The organism is Acidobacteriota bacterium, from assembly GCA_028875725.1.
Lineage (GTDB): Bacteria > Acidobacteriota > Thermoanaerobaculia > Multivoradales > Multivoraceae > Multivorans.
The window spans coordinates 627,310-644,797 of the sequence record JAPPCR010000023.1 but is presented as its reverse complement, the minus strand read 5'-3'; the positions used below and the strand labels follow the sequence as shown (position 1 = coordinate 644,797).

Here is a 17,488-nt window from a genome sequence, read left to right as displayed (position 1 = left end):
TGCGCCGGCGTCCCATGCAGGAGGACTACTCGGCGGCCAACCGCCGATACTCATCCTCCAGCACCCACAACCGATCCTGGCCCCAGGCAGCCACCGACCCCACGCGAAACGACGGCACGCCCCACAGGCCGAGATCGAACAACTCCTCCCGGTTCCGCTCCGCCTCCTTCCGCCACGCCGGATCGTCCAGGTATCCACGACCCTCGGTCCAGTCCAGCCCGGCCTCCTCGACGATCCGCCGCAACCCCCGGTCCGAACCCGCATCGACCGCCTGCGAGAACACGAGCGTCATGAACGACCGGAAGTACTCGATGCCTCGGCCCTGCTCGATCGCCCACGGCAGCAGCGAGTAGCCGCGCTCCACCGGCTTGCCGACCGGATCGGAGATGGGGCCGAACTGAACGCCGTTCCGCCGCGCCTCGCGCGCCGCGTCGAGGAGGATGTACACGCGCTTCGACCGCTTCACCGGCAGGCCGCGCATGACCATCGGCAGGACGAAGCGGATCCGCAGGTTGACGCCGAAGGCCTCGGCGAGACGGATCACCCGCTCGGTCGAGATCCAGGTGTACGGGCTCCGAAACGACGCGAAGAAGTGGAGGTCGGGAAGGTTCGCCGCTTCGAGGGCGCCGGCCGGAACCGGCTCCTCGAGCAGCCGCGGCTGCGAGTAGATCGGCGCGCCTGCTGACCGCCGCGCCCCCAGATCGGCAAGCCGCTCCTCCAGATACGAGAGTCGATCGATGCCCCAGGTCCACTCGCCGCCGTAGAAGCAGGTCCCGCCCAGATAGTGGCCAAGATCGGCGCGCCGTTCCGTGCCGGCAGTGAGCGTGGCTTGGAGCGTTGCGTCCGTCACTGTGCCCTCGTCCGCTGCGACGGACTCGCCACCCCACAACGCCTTCCCCAGAACCACCGCCGCCTCCAGAGTCGCCACCGACCCCGGTTTCTCCAGCTCCTCCAGCGTCGCCACCAGTTGCCGCTGTACGCTGACCACCCGCTCCGTGTCCGGCCGCTCTGCCGACGTCACATGGAAGCCCGCCTTCTCTGCCAGCCGCCGCGCATCGACCAGCGAGTACGACTCCAGCAGCGCCCGCGCCGGCGCCGCCCAGTCCTCCGGCGGCTCGACCAGCCAGGTCACCACCTCGACGTCGTAGCGCTCCTGGAGCTTCACCAGCGCCTGCGCCAGGAGATGCGAATACGGATCGTCGACCTGGTGGAAGAACTCGATCCGGTGCGGCTCCCCCTTCCGCCGACGTTCCCGCTCCGCGCGGGCCCGGGCCTTATCACGCCGGCGCTCGTCGAGGAGATGGGTGGAGAACTGCTTCGAGGCGAAGGACTTGATCGACATGAGTGCTCCCGGGTGCGATGGGACGGCGAGGCTATCGCTGGGTGCGCGGGTCTTCTGACCCGCTGCCGCCGAAGGCGACCAGGAAGAACGTCGCCGGCGAAGCCGGCGGCCGCATTCTCCGGCCTCCGCCGCTCCGCGGCTTTGGCCGATGGGCGGGTCAGAAGACCCGCGCACCCAGAGCACTGCCTTGCCGGGCGCTACGATCCAAGGCAGTTCGATCCCGCCTCGCAGACTCGGAAGCACGATGCGGTCCCCAGCCTCGCACCCAACGCCAGGCCTCCTACTCGCCGCCGTGGCTCTCGCGATTGCCGCCGCAGCGACCCAGGCCCAACTCGCCCCCGGCACTACCTTCCGCGACTGCGACGTCTGTCCCGAGATGGTCGTCGTGCCGGCCGGCTCCTTCGTCATGGGCTCGCCGGCGGACGAACCGGGCCGCTACGACGACGAAGGCCCGGCCCGCGACGTAACGATCGCCGAGCCCTTCGCCATCGGCGTCCGCGAGGTGGTTGCGAGGGCTACGAAGCCGGAGACGAGGGCCGCGGCCGCGGCAGCTATCCCGTGCTCAACGCGAACTGGGACAACGCCCGCGCCTACGTCTTCTGGCTGACCGCGGTGACCGGCGAGGCCTACCGTCTGCCGAGCGAGGCCGAGTGGGAATACGCCGCGCGCGGCGGCACCTCGACCCGCTATAGCTGGGGCGACGAACCGAGCGCCGCGCACGCCAACGGCGAGCAGGACCACGGCTGGCCCGACGACGGCCACCGCTACACGGCGCCGACCGGGTCGTTCACGCCGAACCCGTTCGGGCTGTACGACACCCACGGCAACGTCTGGGAGTGGACGGCCGACTGCTGGAACGACAGCTACGAAGACGCTCCGAGCGACGGCAGCGCCTGGCTCGACGGCGACTGCGTCGGCCGCGTGACCCGCGGCGGCGCCTACAACGGCGGCCCCGCCTACCTGCGCTCCGCGATGCGGCTCGAGATCTACTCGCGCTTCCGGAGCTACTTCATCGGCTTCCGGGTGGCGCAGTCGCTGGCGCCCTAGACCGGCGCTCCGCGCCGCAAGGTCGCCGGCCTGCGGCCGGCACTCGGGACTATCCAACCCGTTGGATCCGAGCGCGTTTCGAGCCCCCGGGCCGGGCGACTGTGCTAGCTTTTCCAACAGCGTTTCAAGTCCGCTATCCACGCGATAGCTCCCCACCGAGCCGATCAAACACCCCGGCTCCAGTCGAGCGCGGGGTGAGTGAACCCATAACCACTGCTTGGGGAGACTGCGCCATGAAGAAGCGACTCGGAAACGGTTTGACGGCAGCCGGCATCGTCGCCCTGGCTGTCCTGCTCTGCGCCGGCACCGCCCTGGCGCAGAACGGACCGTCCGTCCAGGGGACGATCAGCGAGAAGGAATCGGGCGCCCTGCTCCCCGGCGCGGAGGTGTCGCTTGACGGCACGCCATACCGCACGCGATCAGGCAGCGACGGCCGCTACCGCCTCGACGGCGTGCCCGCGGGCGACTACACGCTCGTCGTGAACTACGTCGGATTCGAGGACTTCGAAGCCGCGGTGACGGTCACGGCAGGCGAAACGGCGTCCATGCCGATCGAGCTCGACGCCCGCTACGAGTTCGCCGAGGAGATCGTCGTGCAGGCCGTCCGCTTCGGCCAGAGCAAGGCGCTGAACGACCAGAAGCAGGCGATCAACATCAAGAGCGTCCTCTCCGAGGAGCAGATCCAGAGCTTCCCCGACCTGAACACCGCCGAGGTGCTGCAGCGCGTCAGCGGCGTCGCGATCACGCGCGACAACGGCGAAGGCCGTTTCGTCTCCATGCGCGGCACGCCCTCGGCGATGACGAACATCACGATCAACGGCCAGCAGGTGGCGTACTCGAACAGCGCGAATCGCATGGTCGAGCTCGACGTCATCTCGGCCGCGCAGTTGACCGGCATCGAGGTGACGAAGGTCCTGACGCCCGACATGGATGCCGACTCGGTCGGCGGCGCGGTCAACCTGAAGACGCGGAGCGCGTTCGACCAGCCGGACGGCGTGACGAACTTCACGCTGGGCGTGGGCGACAACTCGATCGCCACCGGCACGCACTCCCGCTCGGCGTTCAACTACTCGACCGTTGGGGGCGCGAACGACAACCTCGGGTTCTCGATCGGCGTCAACTTCGCCCGCACCGCGGCCGAGCGCCACAACAACGAGCACAAGTGGGGAAGCGAAGACACCGTCGGCGGCGTCGAGATTCCCTGGGCCCTGACCAACACGGAGGCTCAGTTCTCGGCCAACGACCGGGACCGCTACGGCGCCAACGCGCGCCTCGAGGTCCGGATCAACGACAACCACAAGCTCGACTTCAGCGTCGTGCAGAACTACCGCGAAGACGACCAGGACCGCCAGATCACGCGGATTCGCTGGGACAAGGGCAACTACGTCAGCCCGACGGAGGTCGAAGGCCTGCGGCTCGTGAAGTCCCTGCACGATCGTCTCGAGGAGCAGGAGATCACGGCCTACAGCGTCAGCGGGGAGCACCGGCTGGGCCTGTCCGTGCTCGACTTCTCGCTGTCGACGAGCGGCGCCTTCACCAAGAAGCCGGAAGGACAGCTCAAGCCGGAGTTCCAGGCCCGCGGGTTCGACCTGAACGTCACCGACATCGGCGGCAAGGCGCCGGGTTGGGATTCGAGCCGGCAGGACATCCACGACAGCGGCGTCTTCGAGTTCGACGCGGTGGACGAGAAGTTCGAGAACACGACCAGCACGATCGACACCGCCAAGCTGGACCTGACCAGGCCGATGCAGTGGGGCAGCGACACCGGTGAGTTCAAGGTCGGCGTGAAGCTCCGCGCGCTGCACAAGGAGCGCGCCGACCTGCGCTCGAAGTGGAAGTGGAAGGGCGACAACCTGTTCCTGGACCAGTTCGAATCCGGCGGCGCCAACATCACCGAGGGCGGCTACAACCTCGGCAGGGAGTACAGCCGCGCGGGCTTCCGCTCCTTCTTCTACGGCAACCAGGGCCCGGGCGGGTTCGTCGAGGAGGTCCGCAACGACGTGAACCTCGGCGAGCCGTACAACGCCGAGGAAGACATCACCAGCGCCTACGCGATGACCACTCAGCAGTACGGAAAGCTGACGATGCTCTTCGGCCTCCGCGGCGAGTTCAACGACCTCGACTACTCGGCGGCGAACCTCGTCGTCAACGACGACGACGTGCTCAGGAACACGCAGGAGAGCGTGTCGCGGTCCTACGACTTCGTCTATCCCAACCTGCAGTTCCGATACGCCGTGTCGGACGAGACGCTCGTGCGAGCCGCCTTCACGCGCAGCATGGCCCGGCCCAACTTCTGGGATTCCATGCCGTTCTCCTACACCCACACGGACGACGAGGAGATCATCCGCGGCAACCCGCACCTCGACCCGGCGCTCGCGAACAACCTCGACTTCCTGGTCGAGCGCTTCTTCGACAACGTCGGCATCATCTCCGGCGGCGTGTTCTTCAAGAGCATCGACGACTTCAACTTCATCACCGCGACGACCCAGCGCGGCGGGGAGTTCGACGGCTTCGACGTGGAGCAGCCGGTCAACGGCGGCAACGCGGACCTGATGGGCTTCGAAGTCGCCTGGCAGCAGCACTGGGATTCCGGCTTCGGCATCTACGCGAACTTCACGTACACCGACGTGATGAGCATCGACCTGGGCGAGCAGACCGACCGGGACGACATCAACGTGCTGCCGGAACAGCGGGAGACGATGGGCAACCTCGCGCTCATCTACGAGAAGAACCGGATCCTCACGCGGCTCGCCCTGAACACGAGCGGCAGGTGGCTGAGTGAGGTCGGCGACGAGGCCGGCTCGGACGAGTGGAACGACTCGGCGATGTACCTCGACTACTCCTTCACCTACCTCTTCGACAGCGGTCTCGAGCTGTTCCTGCAGGCCAACAACCTGACGGAAGAGGTGGTCTACCTCTACCGGGGCATCGCGAGCCGCGCTTCCCAGTACGACATCACCGGCCGGACCTTCAACGCCGGCATGCGCTGGTCTTTCTAGGTTGCGCTAGGGAGTGGACACGCCGTCCCTCCACTTCGTCGACTACCTGATCATCGGGGCGAGCCTCGTCCTGTCGGTCGGGGTCGGCGTCCGCTTCGCGAAGGCCCAGTCGACGACGTCCAAGTACTTCGCCGCCGGCCGCAACGTGCCAGTGTGGGCGATCGGCCTGTCGATCTTCGCGACGCTGATCAGCAGCATCACGTTCCTGGCGTACCCGGGCGACGGTTTCGCCGGCAACTGGGTGCGCCTGGTGCAGGGGCTGATGGTGCCGATCGTCGTGCTGCTCGGCATCGGCTTCATCGTGCCGATGTACCGCAAGGTCATCGGCCTCAGCGCCTACGAGTACTTCGAGCGGCGGTTCGGCTACCTCGCCCGGCTCTACGCCTCGCTGGCGTTCGTGCTGGCGCAGTTCGCCGGCATGGGCTCGGTGTTCTTCCTGCTGGCGCTGGCGGTCTCCAGCATGACCGGCATCGGCGTCGTGACGGTGGTCCTGGTCCTCGGCCTGGTCGTGACCGTCGTGACCCTCCTCGGCGGGATGGAGGCGGTCATTTGGCTCGACGTGATCCAGGGCGTGCTCCTCATCCTGGGCGGCCTCGTCACCCTGCTCGTCATCGCGGTCAAGCTCGACGGCGGCCTGGGCCAGGTGTTCACCGTCGCGGCGGCCGAGAACAAGGTGAGCCTCGGCTCGTTCGACTGGAACCTGGTCGAGCTGACCTTCTGGGTGATGGCGATCAACGGCATCTTCTACGCCGTCCAGAAGTACGGCACCGACCAGACGATGGTGCAGCGCTACCTGACGGCCAGGTCGGACAGGGAGGCGATCCGGGCCTCGATCGGCGGCGTCCTGATGGTCGTGCCGGTGTGGGTGCTGTTCATGTTCATCGGCACCGCGCTCTACGCCTTCTACCAGGGTCAGGCATCGCTGCCCGACGGCCTGCGCGCCGACGCCGTGTTCCCGCACTTCATCCTGAACGAGATGCCGGTGGGCGTCGTCGGGCTGATCATCGCGGCGCTGCTGGCCGCCGCGATCTCGTCGCTCGACTCGGACCTCAACTGCCTGGCGGCGGTCGCCGTCGACGACTACTACAAGAAGCTCCGGCCCCGGAGCAGCGAACTCCAGCGGGTTCGCGTGGGGAAGCTCGTCGTCACGCTGTCGGGAGTCGGCTCGATCGTCGTCGCGCTGATCTACGTCGCCGCCGGCGACGCCGGCGTCCTGGCCACCGTGTTCGCGCTCTACGCGATCTTCTCGGGCGGCATCGCCGGGATGTTCCTGCTCGGCATCTTCGTCCCGCGCGTGAACAAGGAGGGGCTCTACGTCGGCATCGGCGTCTGCGTGCTGTTCACCGCCGCGGCCCTGTTGACGTCGACCGAGTTCAGCCTCGGCGGCGAGCCGCGCATCTGGCTCGACCTCGGCCCGCTCAACTACACGCAGCACAACTACATGCTCGGCGTCTACAGCCACATCGTCCTGTTCGGCGTCGCCTGGGCGGCGAGTTACTTCTTCCCCGCGCGGGACGTGGACAGGAACCTGACCTATGCTGGTTGGAAGGACCGGAAGCGAAGGGGGGTGCCAACGTGATGAAGAAGCCACACACTGGGTGCCCGTCTTTGTCCGCTGGGTGCGCGGGTCTTCTGACCCGCTTGCCGCCGAAGGCGGCGTCAGAATCGCCGCCGGCGAAGCCGGCGACCTTGTTCTCCGGGCTACGCCGCTCCGCGGCTTCGCCCGCAGGCGGGTCAGAAGACCCGCGCACCCAGAGCTACGGCATCGGCGTGGCAGTTCTCTCCCTCCTCCTCCTCGCCGCCTGCGCCCCCACCTACGACTCCACACCCGCAGCCGACACCACCCCCCAAACCCCATGGAACGTCGTCCTCTTCCTCGCCGACGACCTCGCCTGGAACCAGGTCGGCTACCACGGCACGACCTTCTACGAGACTCCGACGATCGACGCCGTCGCCGCCGCCGGCATGACGTTCTCCAATGCCTACTCGGCCAACCCCGTCTGCTCGCCCACTCGCGCCAGCCTGATGACCGGCAAGAACCCGGCACGCCTCCAGATAACCGACTACATCCCCGGCAGTCCCTACCCCTACGCCCGCCTCCTCCGGCCCGCCGAAGTGCCGGGCCTTCCGCTCGAAGAAGTCACCCTCGCCGAGCTCTTCAAGTCCCAGGGCTACGCGACCGGCCACTTCGGCAAGTGGCACCTGAACGTCGACAAGGAGTACGTGCCGGGCCGCCCGATGGACCCCGCCTCCCAGGGCTTCGACGACATCCTGACCACCGTCAAGCCCGAGTACGAAGACGACCCCCTGGGTGACGCCCATCACGCCCGCGAGATCACCGATCGGTCGCTCGCCTTCCTCGACGCGAACCGGGACAACCCATTCTTCCTCTACGTCACCCACCACGTCGTCCACCGGCCGCTGCTCGAGGACCCGAAGCTGATCGCCAAGTACGAGGCCAAGCCCGGCGCCGACGACCCCGTGAACAACCCGATCATGGGCGCGATGATCGAGACGATGGACACCGGCTTCGGCCAGATCCTCGACCGCATCGAGGAGCACGGGCTGACCGAGCGGACGATCGTCATCTTCTACTCCGACAACGGCGGCTTCGAGCAGCTCCAGGCCCAGGACCCCTTCCGCGGCGGCAAGGCGATGATCTGGGAAGGCGGCATCCGCGTGCCGCTGGCCGTCAAGTGGCCGGGGGTCGTGGAGCCCGGCAGCACGAACGACGACCTGATCACCTCGGACGACTTCTTCCCGACGATCGCCGACATCCTCGACGTCGACGAGCTGCCCGCCGACATCGACGGCCTGAGCCTCCTGCCCGTGCTCGACGGAAGCGGCTCGCTCGACCGCGACACGCTCTACTTCCACTACCCGCACTACCACCACCTCGGCTACATGCCGGCCGGAGCGATTCGCCAGGGCGACCACAAGCTGATCGAGTGGTTCGAAGGCACGATCGCCGGCATCGGCCCCGCGGTCAGCCTCTTCAACCTGAAGAAGGATCCCGGCGAGACGACCGACATTGCCGCCGACAAGCCCGACCTCGCCGACAGCCTCCTCCAGCAACTCGCCACCTGGCGCCAGGAAGTCGGCGCCGGCGAGATGACGATCAACCCCGGCTACGAGAAGGCCCGCCACGACTGGCGCTTCGTCGACGAACACGGAGGCGACGCCAGATGAACTCCGCTGGGTGCGCGGGTCTTCTGACCCGCTGCCGCCGAAGGCGGCGACAGAATCGCCGCCGGCGAAGCCGGCGACCACTTTCCCCGGGCTACGCCGCTCCGCCGCTCCGCCCGCAGGCGGGTCAGAAGACCCGCGCACCCAGAGAACAGCCGCCGGCATGGCGGGTTTCCCTGCCGCAGTTGGCGAGCCCGAAGGCCAACCCGCATGACTGACCTCGACCGAAGAACCCTGCTCGCAGCCGCCCTCGGCCTCGCCGCCACCGCCGCCACCCGCCCTCTCCGCGGCCAGCAACAACAACCCGGCCCCCTGGAAAAGACCTTCGAAGACGCCAAACCCCTCAACCTCCGCATCACGGACCTCAAGACCTTCCTCGTCGACGCCGGCAACGACGAGAACTTCGTCTTCGTCAAGCTCTACACGAACCAGGGGATCACCGGCCTCGGCGAAGGCACCCTCGCCAACAAGGGCGAAGTCGTCGCCGCGGCCATCGAGAACCACAAGCGCTACCTCGTCGGCAAGGACCCGACCGAGATCGAGCGCCACTGGCGCGGCATGTTCATCGGCCCGCGCTACCGCGGCGGCCCGGTGCTCATGTCGGCCCTCTCCGCGGTCGAGATCGCCATGTGGGACATCCTCGGCCAGGCCCTCGGCCAGCCGATCTGGCAGCTCCTCGGCGGCAAGGCCCGCGACAGGGTGCGGCTCTACTGCCACGAGGGCTACCTCGAACGGATCAGCCACCGCAAGAAGCGCCGCGCCGCCGACTACGAGGAGGAGCTCGACCTCTGGCGCCAGAAGAAGGAAGCCGGCTGGACCTGCGTCAAGGGCGGCTTCTACCCGGGCGGCCGGCCGATCAACCACCGCGTGTCGATCCGCCGCGGCGTCGAGCACCTCGCCCGGGTGCGAGAGATCGTCGGGCCGGACTTCGACATCATCGTCGAGGCGCACGGCAAGCCGACGCCGCTCTCCGCCGTCGAGTTCTGCAACCGGGTGGAGGAGTACCGGCCGTTCTGGGTGGAGGAGGTCACCCAGCTCGAGAACGAGGTGATCGAGGAGGTCCGCCAGATCCGCGCCCAGACCCGCGTGCCGCTGGCGACCGGCGAGCGCCTCACCTCGCGCTACCACTTCGCGCCGCTGTGCTCGGAGCGGCTCGTCGACGTGATCATGCCGGACGTCGTCCACGTCGGCGGCATCTCCGAACTGCGCAAGATCGCGATCATGGCCGAGGGCTTCCGCGTCGACGTGTCGCCGCACAACCCGCAGAGCGAGGTCAGCACGCTCGCCTCCATGCACGTCTGCGCGTGCACCCCGAACTGCACCATCCTCGAGATCGGCAGCGGCCAGGACCCGTTCTGGCAGGACCTCTTCCACGGCGGCCACTTCTCCTACGAACGCGGCTTCGCCAAGCTCCCCAGCCGCCCCGGCCTCGGCATCGACCTCGACGAGGAAGTCGCCGCGAAGTTCCCGTACGAGCCGAAGAACTGGAGCACCTTGTCGACGGAAGATGGCGCGTTTGTGGATCGATAACACTGGGTGCGCGGGTCTTCTGACCCGCTGCCGCCGAAGGCGGCGGGAGAATCGCCGCCGGCGAAGCCGGCGACCCTGTTGTCCGGGCTGCGCCGCTCCGCGGCTTCGCCCGTGGGCGGGTCAGAAGACCCGCGCACCCAGAGCAACGGCGTCGTCTTGGTGTACGGCCCTGCTACTCGCCACTACCCTCGGCTGCGCGGCGCCAGCGGACGACCGCACCACCGAACTAGCCGCCCGCGAAGCCGGCAACCCCGGCGGCGAGAACTACGGCGAGTTCGGTCCGCCGGACGCCTACGAAGGCGACTCCCCGCACCCGTTCTACGGCGCCGAGAACGAGTGGAGCCGCCGCATGTTCGACGAGCGCTCGGCCGACCTCTACTACAAGCGCCGCGGCCAGCGGCAGCTCCTCGAGATCCTGGACGGCAACCCAACCCGGGCGCTCGAACTCGCCGACGCCCGCGTAGCCGCCGACCCCGCCGACGCTGAATCGCACTTCATCCGCGCCGTGGCTCTGACCCGACTCGACCAGATCGACGAAGCCGAAGCCGCCATGCAAGCGGCCCTCGACGCCGGCATGCCCTTCGGCCGTTTCCTGGCCGGCCCGCGGGATCTACTCGCCCCGCTCGCCGCAACTGCGACCTTCGCGCTGCACGCGGCGAGCCCGAACAACGAGATCGTCCACGGCCCGATGCTCGGCGCCGTCACCGGCACGACGGCCAGCGTCTGGGTCCGCACCGCCGACGCGACCGGCTTCGAAGTCGTCGCCACAGCCGGCGGCGACCGCTACAGCGCCTCCGGCACCACGACCGTCGATCAGGACTACACCGGCACGGCCACCCTCGCCGGCCTCTCGCCGGACACCACCTACAGCTACCGGATCCTCGTCGGCGCCGGCACGGCGCCAGGGCCCCAGCCGCACTCGCAGCCGCCGTCCCAGGCACCCAGCTACACCCTCCGCACCGCGCCTCCCCCCGGACCCCAAGGCACCGTCACCATCGCCTTCGGCGGCTGCGCCGGCTACACGCCCGCCAACGAACGCATGTGGGACACGATCGCCGCCCACTCCCCGCAGGCGCTGCTCCTCCTCGGCGACAACGTCTACATCGACCTGCCGGAGCAGCCCGGCCCGTTCCACGACTACACCTACTACCAGCGCCAGTCCCGCCCCGAGTTCCGGCGCCTGGTGAGCGCGACCCCGGTCTACGCCGTCTGGGACGACCACGACGCAGCCTTCGACGACATCTGGCTCGGCCCCTACGTCGACCGCCCGGCCTGGAAGCAGCCGATGGTCGAGCACTTCCAGCGCAACTGGAACAACCCGGCTTCCGGGTCGGAGTCCCACCCCGGCGTCTGGTTCCGGTTCTCGCTCGGGGACGTCGACTTCTTCCTGCTCGACGGCCGCACCTACCGGACGAACCCGTTCGTCGAGGAGCGCACCATGTTGGGCCCGGTGCAGAAGGCCTGGCTGTTCGACGGGCTACGCGCTTCCGAGGCCACCTTCAAGGTGATCGCCAGCCCGGTGGCGTGGGCCGACGGCGCCAAGCCCGGCAGCCGCGACACCTGGTCGGGCTTCCCGGAGGAGCGGGAGGAGATCTTCCGCTTCGTTGAGGAGAACGGCGTCACCGGCGTGGTGCTGCTCTCGTCGGACCGGCACCGGTCCGAGGCGTGGGCGATCGAGCGTGAGAGCGGGTACGCCTTCCATGATCTCCTGAGTGGGCAGTTGACGAACATTCATACGCACCCGGTGGAACCGGGGGCGCTGTTCAGCTACAACCTGAAGGACTCGTTTGGACTGCTGACGTTTGAGACTGCGGGGGAGGAGCCGCGGGTGACGTACCGGATCTACTCGATTGATGATGAGTTGATTGAGACGCTGGTGATTCCGCACTCCGACTTGGCCGTCAGCAGCGAAGACGGGGGACAGTCATGAGCCGCGCCGCGGGCACTGGCTTCCCTCTGGGTGCGCGGGTCTTCCGACCCGCCTGCTGGCCGGAGCCGCGGAGCGGCGTAGGCCGGCGAAGAAGTGGTCGCCGGCTTCGCCGGCGGCGACTCGAAGCCGCCTTCGGCGGCGGCGGGTCAGAAGACCCGCGCACCCAGCGAGCGGCCGTTGCAGCCGCCTTCCTTCTTCTCCTCGGCCTCGCCGCCTGCAGTCCACCTCCCGACGACGTCACCAGTGGCGTGGAAACCACAGCCCTCTGGCTCTTCGACGAACCCGCCGGCCTCTACCCGAGCCACACCCTCGACGACATGTCCGACAACGACATGGTCCTGACCCTCGGCCTCGGCGCCCAGGTCGCGCCTGGCCGCTACGGCAACGCGCTCCTCCTCGCGCCACTCGATCCGCCGCTCGATGTGCCCCCGGCGGAAGAGAAGCCCGGTGAGTTCGGTCTCGCACGCCTGCCGACGCCCGAAGGCCGCACCGTTGAGCCGCTGAGCTGGTTCACCGCCCACTTCGCGGCGCTCATGACCTCCGGCGAGAACCACCTCCGCAAGCAGGTCGGCCACAAGAACCCCACTACGAGGGCGATCAACCTCGGCGACTTCGACTGGACGGTCGAGTTCTGGCACTCCCCGGGCGATGCCGCCTTCGGCGGGAGCCGGCCAGAGGGCCGGCGCACCGACACGCCGGCCGACGCCTCGTCCACTGCGGGCGAAGCCGTCGTCTTCGAGATCGGCACCGGCCCCCGCGGCGAGAACGACATCGTCACGCAGCTCACCTGGTCCGCCGACCGCGCCCACTTCATCTTCGTCAACCAACCCGCCGGCGCCTCCATCGACATACCAACCACTGCCCCCGCCGCTGCCACCGCCACCTGGCACCACTACGCCTTCACCTACGACGCCACCACCGACCAGCTAAGCCACTACGTCGACGGCGCCCTCCAGCCGCAACCACCGCCAACCCCCCTCCAAGCCCTCCCCGAAGGCGAAGAGGCCTACTTCACCCTCGGCACCGACGCCCTCTGGAACAACCGCCTCACCGGTCTCCTCGACGAGTTCCGCGTCAGCCGCGGCCTCGTCTACACAACCGACTTCGACCCACCCGCAACCTTCGCCACCCACCCCGAACCCGTCGAACTCACCCAAGGCCCACCGCTCCTCTTCGCGGACTTCGCCGACACCTCCGTCGCCGCCGCCTCCGACCTCACAGACGCCGACGCCGCTTCCCCCACCCCCCTACACCTGGCCACCCGTAAACACCTCTTCATCGACGCCGCCCTCCTCGCCGACACCGGCGACGCCACCTTCACCGTCAACCCGCCACGCCGCGCCGAGCGCGTGATCGACAACATCAAGGGCACGTTCCGCAAGCACCTCACCGTCGCCTCCGGCGACGACGGCGTCATCCGCATCTACAACTCGCGGGAAGAGGACCACCTCGCCGTCTACACCTCGACCGACGGCGTCCACTTCGATCGGCCCGACCAGGGGCGCGGCGAGATCAACGGCCATCGCAACATCGTCATCCCCGACATGGTGGGCGGCCTCGGCAACCCCTTCTGGGACCCGCAGGCGCCGCCCGACGAGCGCTGGAAGTACCTCACGGACTACCAGCGGCGCGGCCTCTACCTCTACACCTCGGCCGACGGCTACGACTGGACGCGGCGGCGCAACATCGTCCTGCCGTTCCGGTCCGGCACCCAGAGCAGCACCTACTACGACGACCAGCGGCAGGTCTACATGTCCTACCACCGCTCCGGCATCTTCCACACGCCCGGCGGCGTGACGCAGCGCAGTTCGGTGGTCACGGAACACGAGGACCTGCGCTTGACCCAGCCGTTTGAGCCGCTGACGCAGCAGGAGTACCTCGACCTGCGCGCCGAGTACCCGCTCCGCGACCCGCTGCCGTGGTGGGTGGACAACGGCCCGCTGACGCCGGGCGGGTTCGGCATGGAGTATCCGCACCTCTTCGACCCGACCCCCGAGGACCCGGTGGGCACCGACTTCTACCTCACCAAGGCGATGAAGTACCCCTACGCCCCGGACACCTACCTCGCCTTCCCGGTGGGCTACTTCCACTACTACGGCGACGGCCCGGAGGCGCGCACGGTGCTGGGCCTGGAGGAGCGCGGCCTCGGTTCCGGCCCGCTCGAATCCCAGATCGCTGTCAGCCGCAATGGACTCGACTGGAAGCGCCACCCCGAGCCGGCCTACGTGGGCATCGGCCGCCACCAGGGCCGCGACGTGGTCACCGCCTACATCGGCCACGGCATGATCCGGCGCGGCGAGGAACTCTGGCAGTACTACTTCGGCGAGACGCACTACCACTCGCCCCACACCCAGGACCCGGACGGCCGCGGCGTCTACCGGCTCGTCCAGCGCCTCGACGGGTTCATCTCGCTCGACAGTGCGTACGGCCACGAGACCACCGTCGTCACGCGGCCGCTCACGTTCGAGGGCGACCGCCTGCAACTCAACGTCGACACCGACGCCGTCGGCTACCTGCAGGTCGGCTTCCTGGACGAGCGGGGCCGACCGATCGAGGGCTACACGGTCGACGACTGCGTCTACGTCAACGGCGACTTCATCGCGAAGGAAGTCGACTGGCTGGAGACCGGGGCCGACGTGTCCCCGCTGGCCGGGCGGACCGTGCAGGTGGTGTTCCGCATGCGCGGTGCGAAGCTCTACGCGATGCAGTTCGTGGAAGGAGGATAGGGAGATGTCACACGACTACTACCGCCGTACCTCTGGGTGCGCGGGTCTTCTGACCCGCTGCCGCCGAAGGCGGCCGACAGCAACGTCGCCGGCCTTTGGCCGGCGGCCCTATTGTCCGGGCTGCGCCGCTTCGCGGCTTCGCCCGAGAGCGGGTCAGAAGACCCGCGCACCCAGAGCACCCATCGTCGCCCTGGCCACCCTCCTTCTCCTAACCCTCACCACACCCACTACCGCCACAACCGGCCCCCAAACCACCGAAGTCAACCTCGACGCCTACACCCAGATCCTCCACGTCTCCACCACCAGCGGCGACGACGCCACAGCCACCGGCACCACCTCCGCCCCCTACGCCACCCTCACCGCCGCCCTCGCCGCCGCCAACGCAACCGGCACCAACCGGACAGCCATCCTCATAGCCGCCGGCACCTACCCAACCCACAACCTCACCCTGCCACCCAACACCGACCTCTACGGCGGCTTCAACCCCACATCCACCGACTGGCCCAGCAACCGCGACATCCAGGCCCACCCAACCATCCTCGACGCCCAGGGCCAAGACCGCGTCCTCACCATCTCCGGAGAAGCCAACACCAACCGCCTAGACGGCCTCCACATCCAGGGCGGCCAGGTCCGCGCCCCCGGCGGCGGCATCCTCATCGACGGCGCCTCACCCGTCCTCTCCAACAACGTCTTCACGGGCAACAGCACCCTCACCCCCGCCGCTTGGGCCCCCAAGTACCTCCACGAAACAGCCCACGACGGCGGCGCCATCTACTGCCGCAACGGCGGCGCCCCGGAGATCCGCAACAACCTGATCGCCGAGAACGGCACCGAAACCGGCCGCGGCGCCGGCATCGCCTTCGACGGCGAGTGCGGCGGCGTGATCGCCGACAACGCCATCATCTACAACGTCGCCGGTGCCGCCGACACCATGCGCAGCAGCGACGGCGGCGGCATCTCCGTCTTCAACTGGTCGTCGCCCGAGATCACCGGCAACGTCGTCCTCGGCAACTGGGCGCTCAACAACAACGACGGCGGCGGCATCTTCGTCGCCTACTGGTCCTCGGCCAGGGTCCGCGACAACGTCATCGTCGCCAACTTTGGCAACGACGACGGCGGCGGCCTGTTCGTCGGCGGCCAGGAACACCGCTACGACCGGCCGTTCGACCCGATGCCGAGCGCGGAGGACTTTTTCGTCGAAGTCACCGGCAACCGCTTCTTTGGCAATACCGACGGCTCCGGCAACTCCAGCGCCCTGCGCATCACGATGGAGAGCCGCGGTCGGGTCGAGGGCAACGTCGCCGCGCTCAACGGCGGCTTCTACCTGCAGCGGAGCGAGCTGGAGGTCGTGGACAACACGATCCTCGAAGACACGCTGCTCATCGAGACCAAGGAGGGGCTCGAGCCCACGCGCTTCAGCAACAACATCGTCACCGGGTCGCTTCAGAGCGACGGCACCGCGATCGTCACCGCGTCCCTGATCCGCGACGGTTCCGTGGGCGAAGGCAACGAGGCGGGACTGGCAGAATTCCTCGACGACGGCCGGGAACTCCAGATGCTCAGCGCCTCCTGGTCTGCGGCCAGCCACCAGACCCAGGTCATCGTCGCGGATCCGCTTCCCGCCGCCGACCTCACCAACCGCGTCGTCGCCAGCCACGGCGGTTGGAGCGTCGTCCACTCGGCCTCCGGCCGCAACCTGACCCTCTGGGGCAACCACCGTGCCGTCACCGAGCTCCGCCTGCTGCCGACCTACCGCCAAATCGCCGATTCACCCGGCTTCGGCAAGGGCTTCGACGCCGCCCGCGCCGTCTCCGACTACGAGCCGCAGCGGGTCAACAAGTCCATCGAACTCCTCGAGCGCGGTCAGCCCATCTACTACGACGCCTCCACCGGCGGCTACGAGGAAGGCGTGCAGATGGCCGGCACCTGGGGCGACTACATCATCTACAACGTCGAGCACGTGGCCCTCGACTTCGCGGCGCTCCGCGAGTTCATGCGCGGCCTCGTCGACGCCGGCCCCACCCCGAGCGGCCACCGGACGCCCACCGTCATCGTCTCCCTGCCCCTGCTGGGCCTCGACGAACCGACCGTCACCGCCGGCGGCTGGATGGTCCAGCAGGCCCTCGCCCAGGGCGTCCACGGCGTCCACCTCGCCCGCGCCCGCGACCCCGAGGGCGTCAAGCGCTTCGTCCAGGCCGCCCGCTACCCGATCCACAAGCAGGCCATCGACATAACAGGCGTTGGCCTCCGCGGCTGGGGCAGCCACACCTTCGCCGCCTGGGTCTGGGGCCTCAGCGTCCCGGAGTACCTCCAGAAGGCCGACGTCTGGCCGCTGAACCCCGAAGGCGAGATCATGCTCGGCGTCAAGCTGGAAGACCAGCAGGCCCTGGACCGGGCCGCCGAGACGCTCTCCGTCCCCGGCCTGGCCTTCGCCGAGCATGGCCCGCGGGACCTGGGACTGTCGTATGGCTACCTGGAAGGTCGGGCCGACCCGCCGCTGCCGCCCGAGGTCGTCGCCGCCGGCGACATGGTGCTGGAGCTGACGAAGGAGCGGGGGATGTTCTTCCTGGACAATGTGTTGCCGGAGAATGTGGCGGCGCAGATTGACCGGGGGGTGATGATTGGGGCGGGTCGGCGGGAGGATTCGGCGGAGGTGGGGAGGGGGTACAGCGGGCGGAAGATGCCTTGGTAGCGCTTCATCGAGGTTGACTGGACCACCTTGACAGTG

General features: G+C 68.4%; 10 protein-coding genes. 9 read left to right on the top strand and 1 reads right to left on the bottom strand.

Translation table 11 applies throughout. The annotated features are described in order from the left end of the window. Positions 1 to 25: 25 nt before the first annotated feature. Positions 26 to 1,342 carry a DsbA family protein gene (locus OXI49_18370; protein MDE2692463.1) on the bottom strand — a complete coding sequence of 439 codons (1,317 nt, stop codon included), beginning with the start codon at positions 1,340 to 1,342 and terminating at the stop codon, positions 26 to 28. A gap of 292 nt (positions 1,343 to 1,634) precedes the next feature. Here OXI49_18370 and OXI49_18365 point away from each other — a divergent pair, with 292 nt between their 5' ends. The 9 genes from OXI49_18365 (at position 1,635) to OXI49_18325 (ending at position 17,452) form a co-directional block, all read left to right on the top strand. Continuing rightward, positions 1,635 to 1,949 (top strand): SUMF1/EgtB/PvdO family nonheme iron enzyme, encoded by a 315-nt coding sequence (locus OXI49_18365; protein MDE2692462.1) that lies wholly within the window; start codon positions 1,635 to 1,637, stop codon positions 1,947 to 1,949. Beyond that, positions 1,901 to 2,389: a formylglycine-generating enzyme family protein gene (locus tag OXI49_18360; GenBank protein MDE2692461.1), complete on the top strand. Its 489-nt coding sequence runs from the start codon at positions 1,901 to 1,903 to the stop codon at positions 2,387 to 2,389. Before OXI49_18365 ends, OXI49_18360 begins: the two co-directional genes overlap by 49 nt. Before the next feature lie 233 nt (positions 2,390 to 2,622). Beyond that, entirely contained in the window at positions 2,623 to 5,388 is a 2,766-nt protein-coding gene (locus OXI49_18355; protein MDE2692460.1) for a TonB-dependent receptor, read from the top strand. 13 nt (positions 5,389 to 5,401) lie between these two features. After that, entirely contained in the window at positions 5,402 to 6,967 is a 1,566-nt protein-coding gene (locus OXI49_18350; protein MDE2692459.1) for a sodium:solute symporter, read from the top strand. 191 nt (positions 6,968 to 7,158) lie between these two features. Further along, positions 7,159 to 8,577: a sulfatase gene (locus OXI49_18345; protein MDE2692458.1), complete on the top strand. Its 1,419-nt coding sequence runs from the start codon at positions 7,159 to 7,161 to the stop codon at positions 8,575 to 8,577. A 207-nt stretch (positions 8,578 to 8,784) separates the two neighbouring features. After that, positions 8,785 to 10,104 carry a hypothetical protein gene (locus OXI49_18340; GenBank protein ID MDE2692457.1) on the top strand — a complete coding sequence of 440 codons (1,320 nt, stop codon included), beginning with the start codon at positions 8,785 to 8,787 and terminating at the stop codon, positions 10,102 to 10,104. 349 nt (positions 10,105 to 10,453) lie between these two features. After that, positions 10,454 to 12,034 (top strand): alkaline phosphatase D family protein, encoded by a 1,581-nt coding sequence (locus OXI49_18335; GenBank protein MDE2692456.1) that lies wholly within the window; start codon positions 10,454 to 10,456, stop codon positions 12,032 to 12,034. A 248-nt stretch (positions 12,035 to 12,282) separates the two neighbouring features. After that, a complete protein-coding gene (locus OXI49_18330; GenBank protein ID MDE2692455.1) occupies positions 12,283 to 14,760 on the top strand; it encodes a hypothetical protein in 2,478 nt (825 codons plus the stop codon). Positions 14,761 to 14,764: 4 nt separating this feature from the next. Continuing rightward, positions 14,765 to 17,452, top strand: coding sequence for a right-handed parallel beta-helix repeat-containing protein (locus OXI49_18325; GenBank protein ID MDE2692454.1), 2,688 nt, complete (start codon positions 14,765 to 14,767; stop codon positions 17,450 to 17,452). Positions 17,453 to 17,488: the final 36 nt, after the last annotated feature.

What these genes read in the sequence shown, in the direction of transcription:
- OXI49_18335 (MDE2692456.1), top strand. Translation starts at nt 10,454, where the DNA reads ATGTTCGACGAGCGCTCGGCCGACCTCTACTACAAGCGCCGCGGCCAG.
- OXI49_18325 (MDE2692454.1), top strand. Translation starts at nt 14,765, where the DNA reads ATGTCACACGACTACTACCGCCGTACCTCTGGGTGCGCGGGTCTTCTG.
- OXI49_18370 (MDE2692463.1), bottom strand. Translation starts at nt 1,342, where the DNA reads ATGTCGATCAAGTCCTTCGCCTCGAAGCAGTTCTCCACCCATCTCCTC.
- OXI49_18340 (MDE2692457.1), top strand. Translation starts at nt 8,785, where the DNA reads ATGACTGACCTCGACCGAAGAACCCTGCTCGCAGCCGCCCTCGGCCTC.
- OXI49_18355 (MDE2692460.1), top strand. Translation starts at nt 2,623, where the DNA reads ATGAAGAAGCGACTCGGAAACGGTTTGACGGCAGCCGGCATCGTCGCC.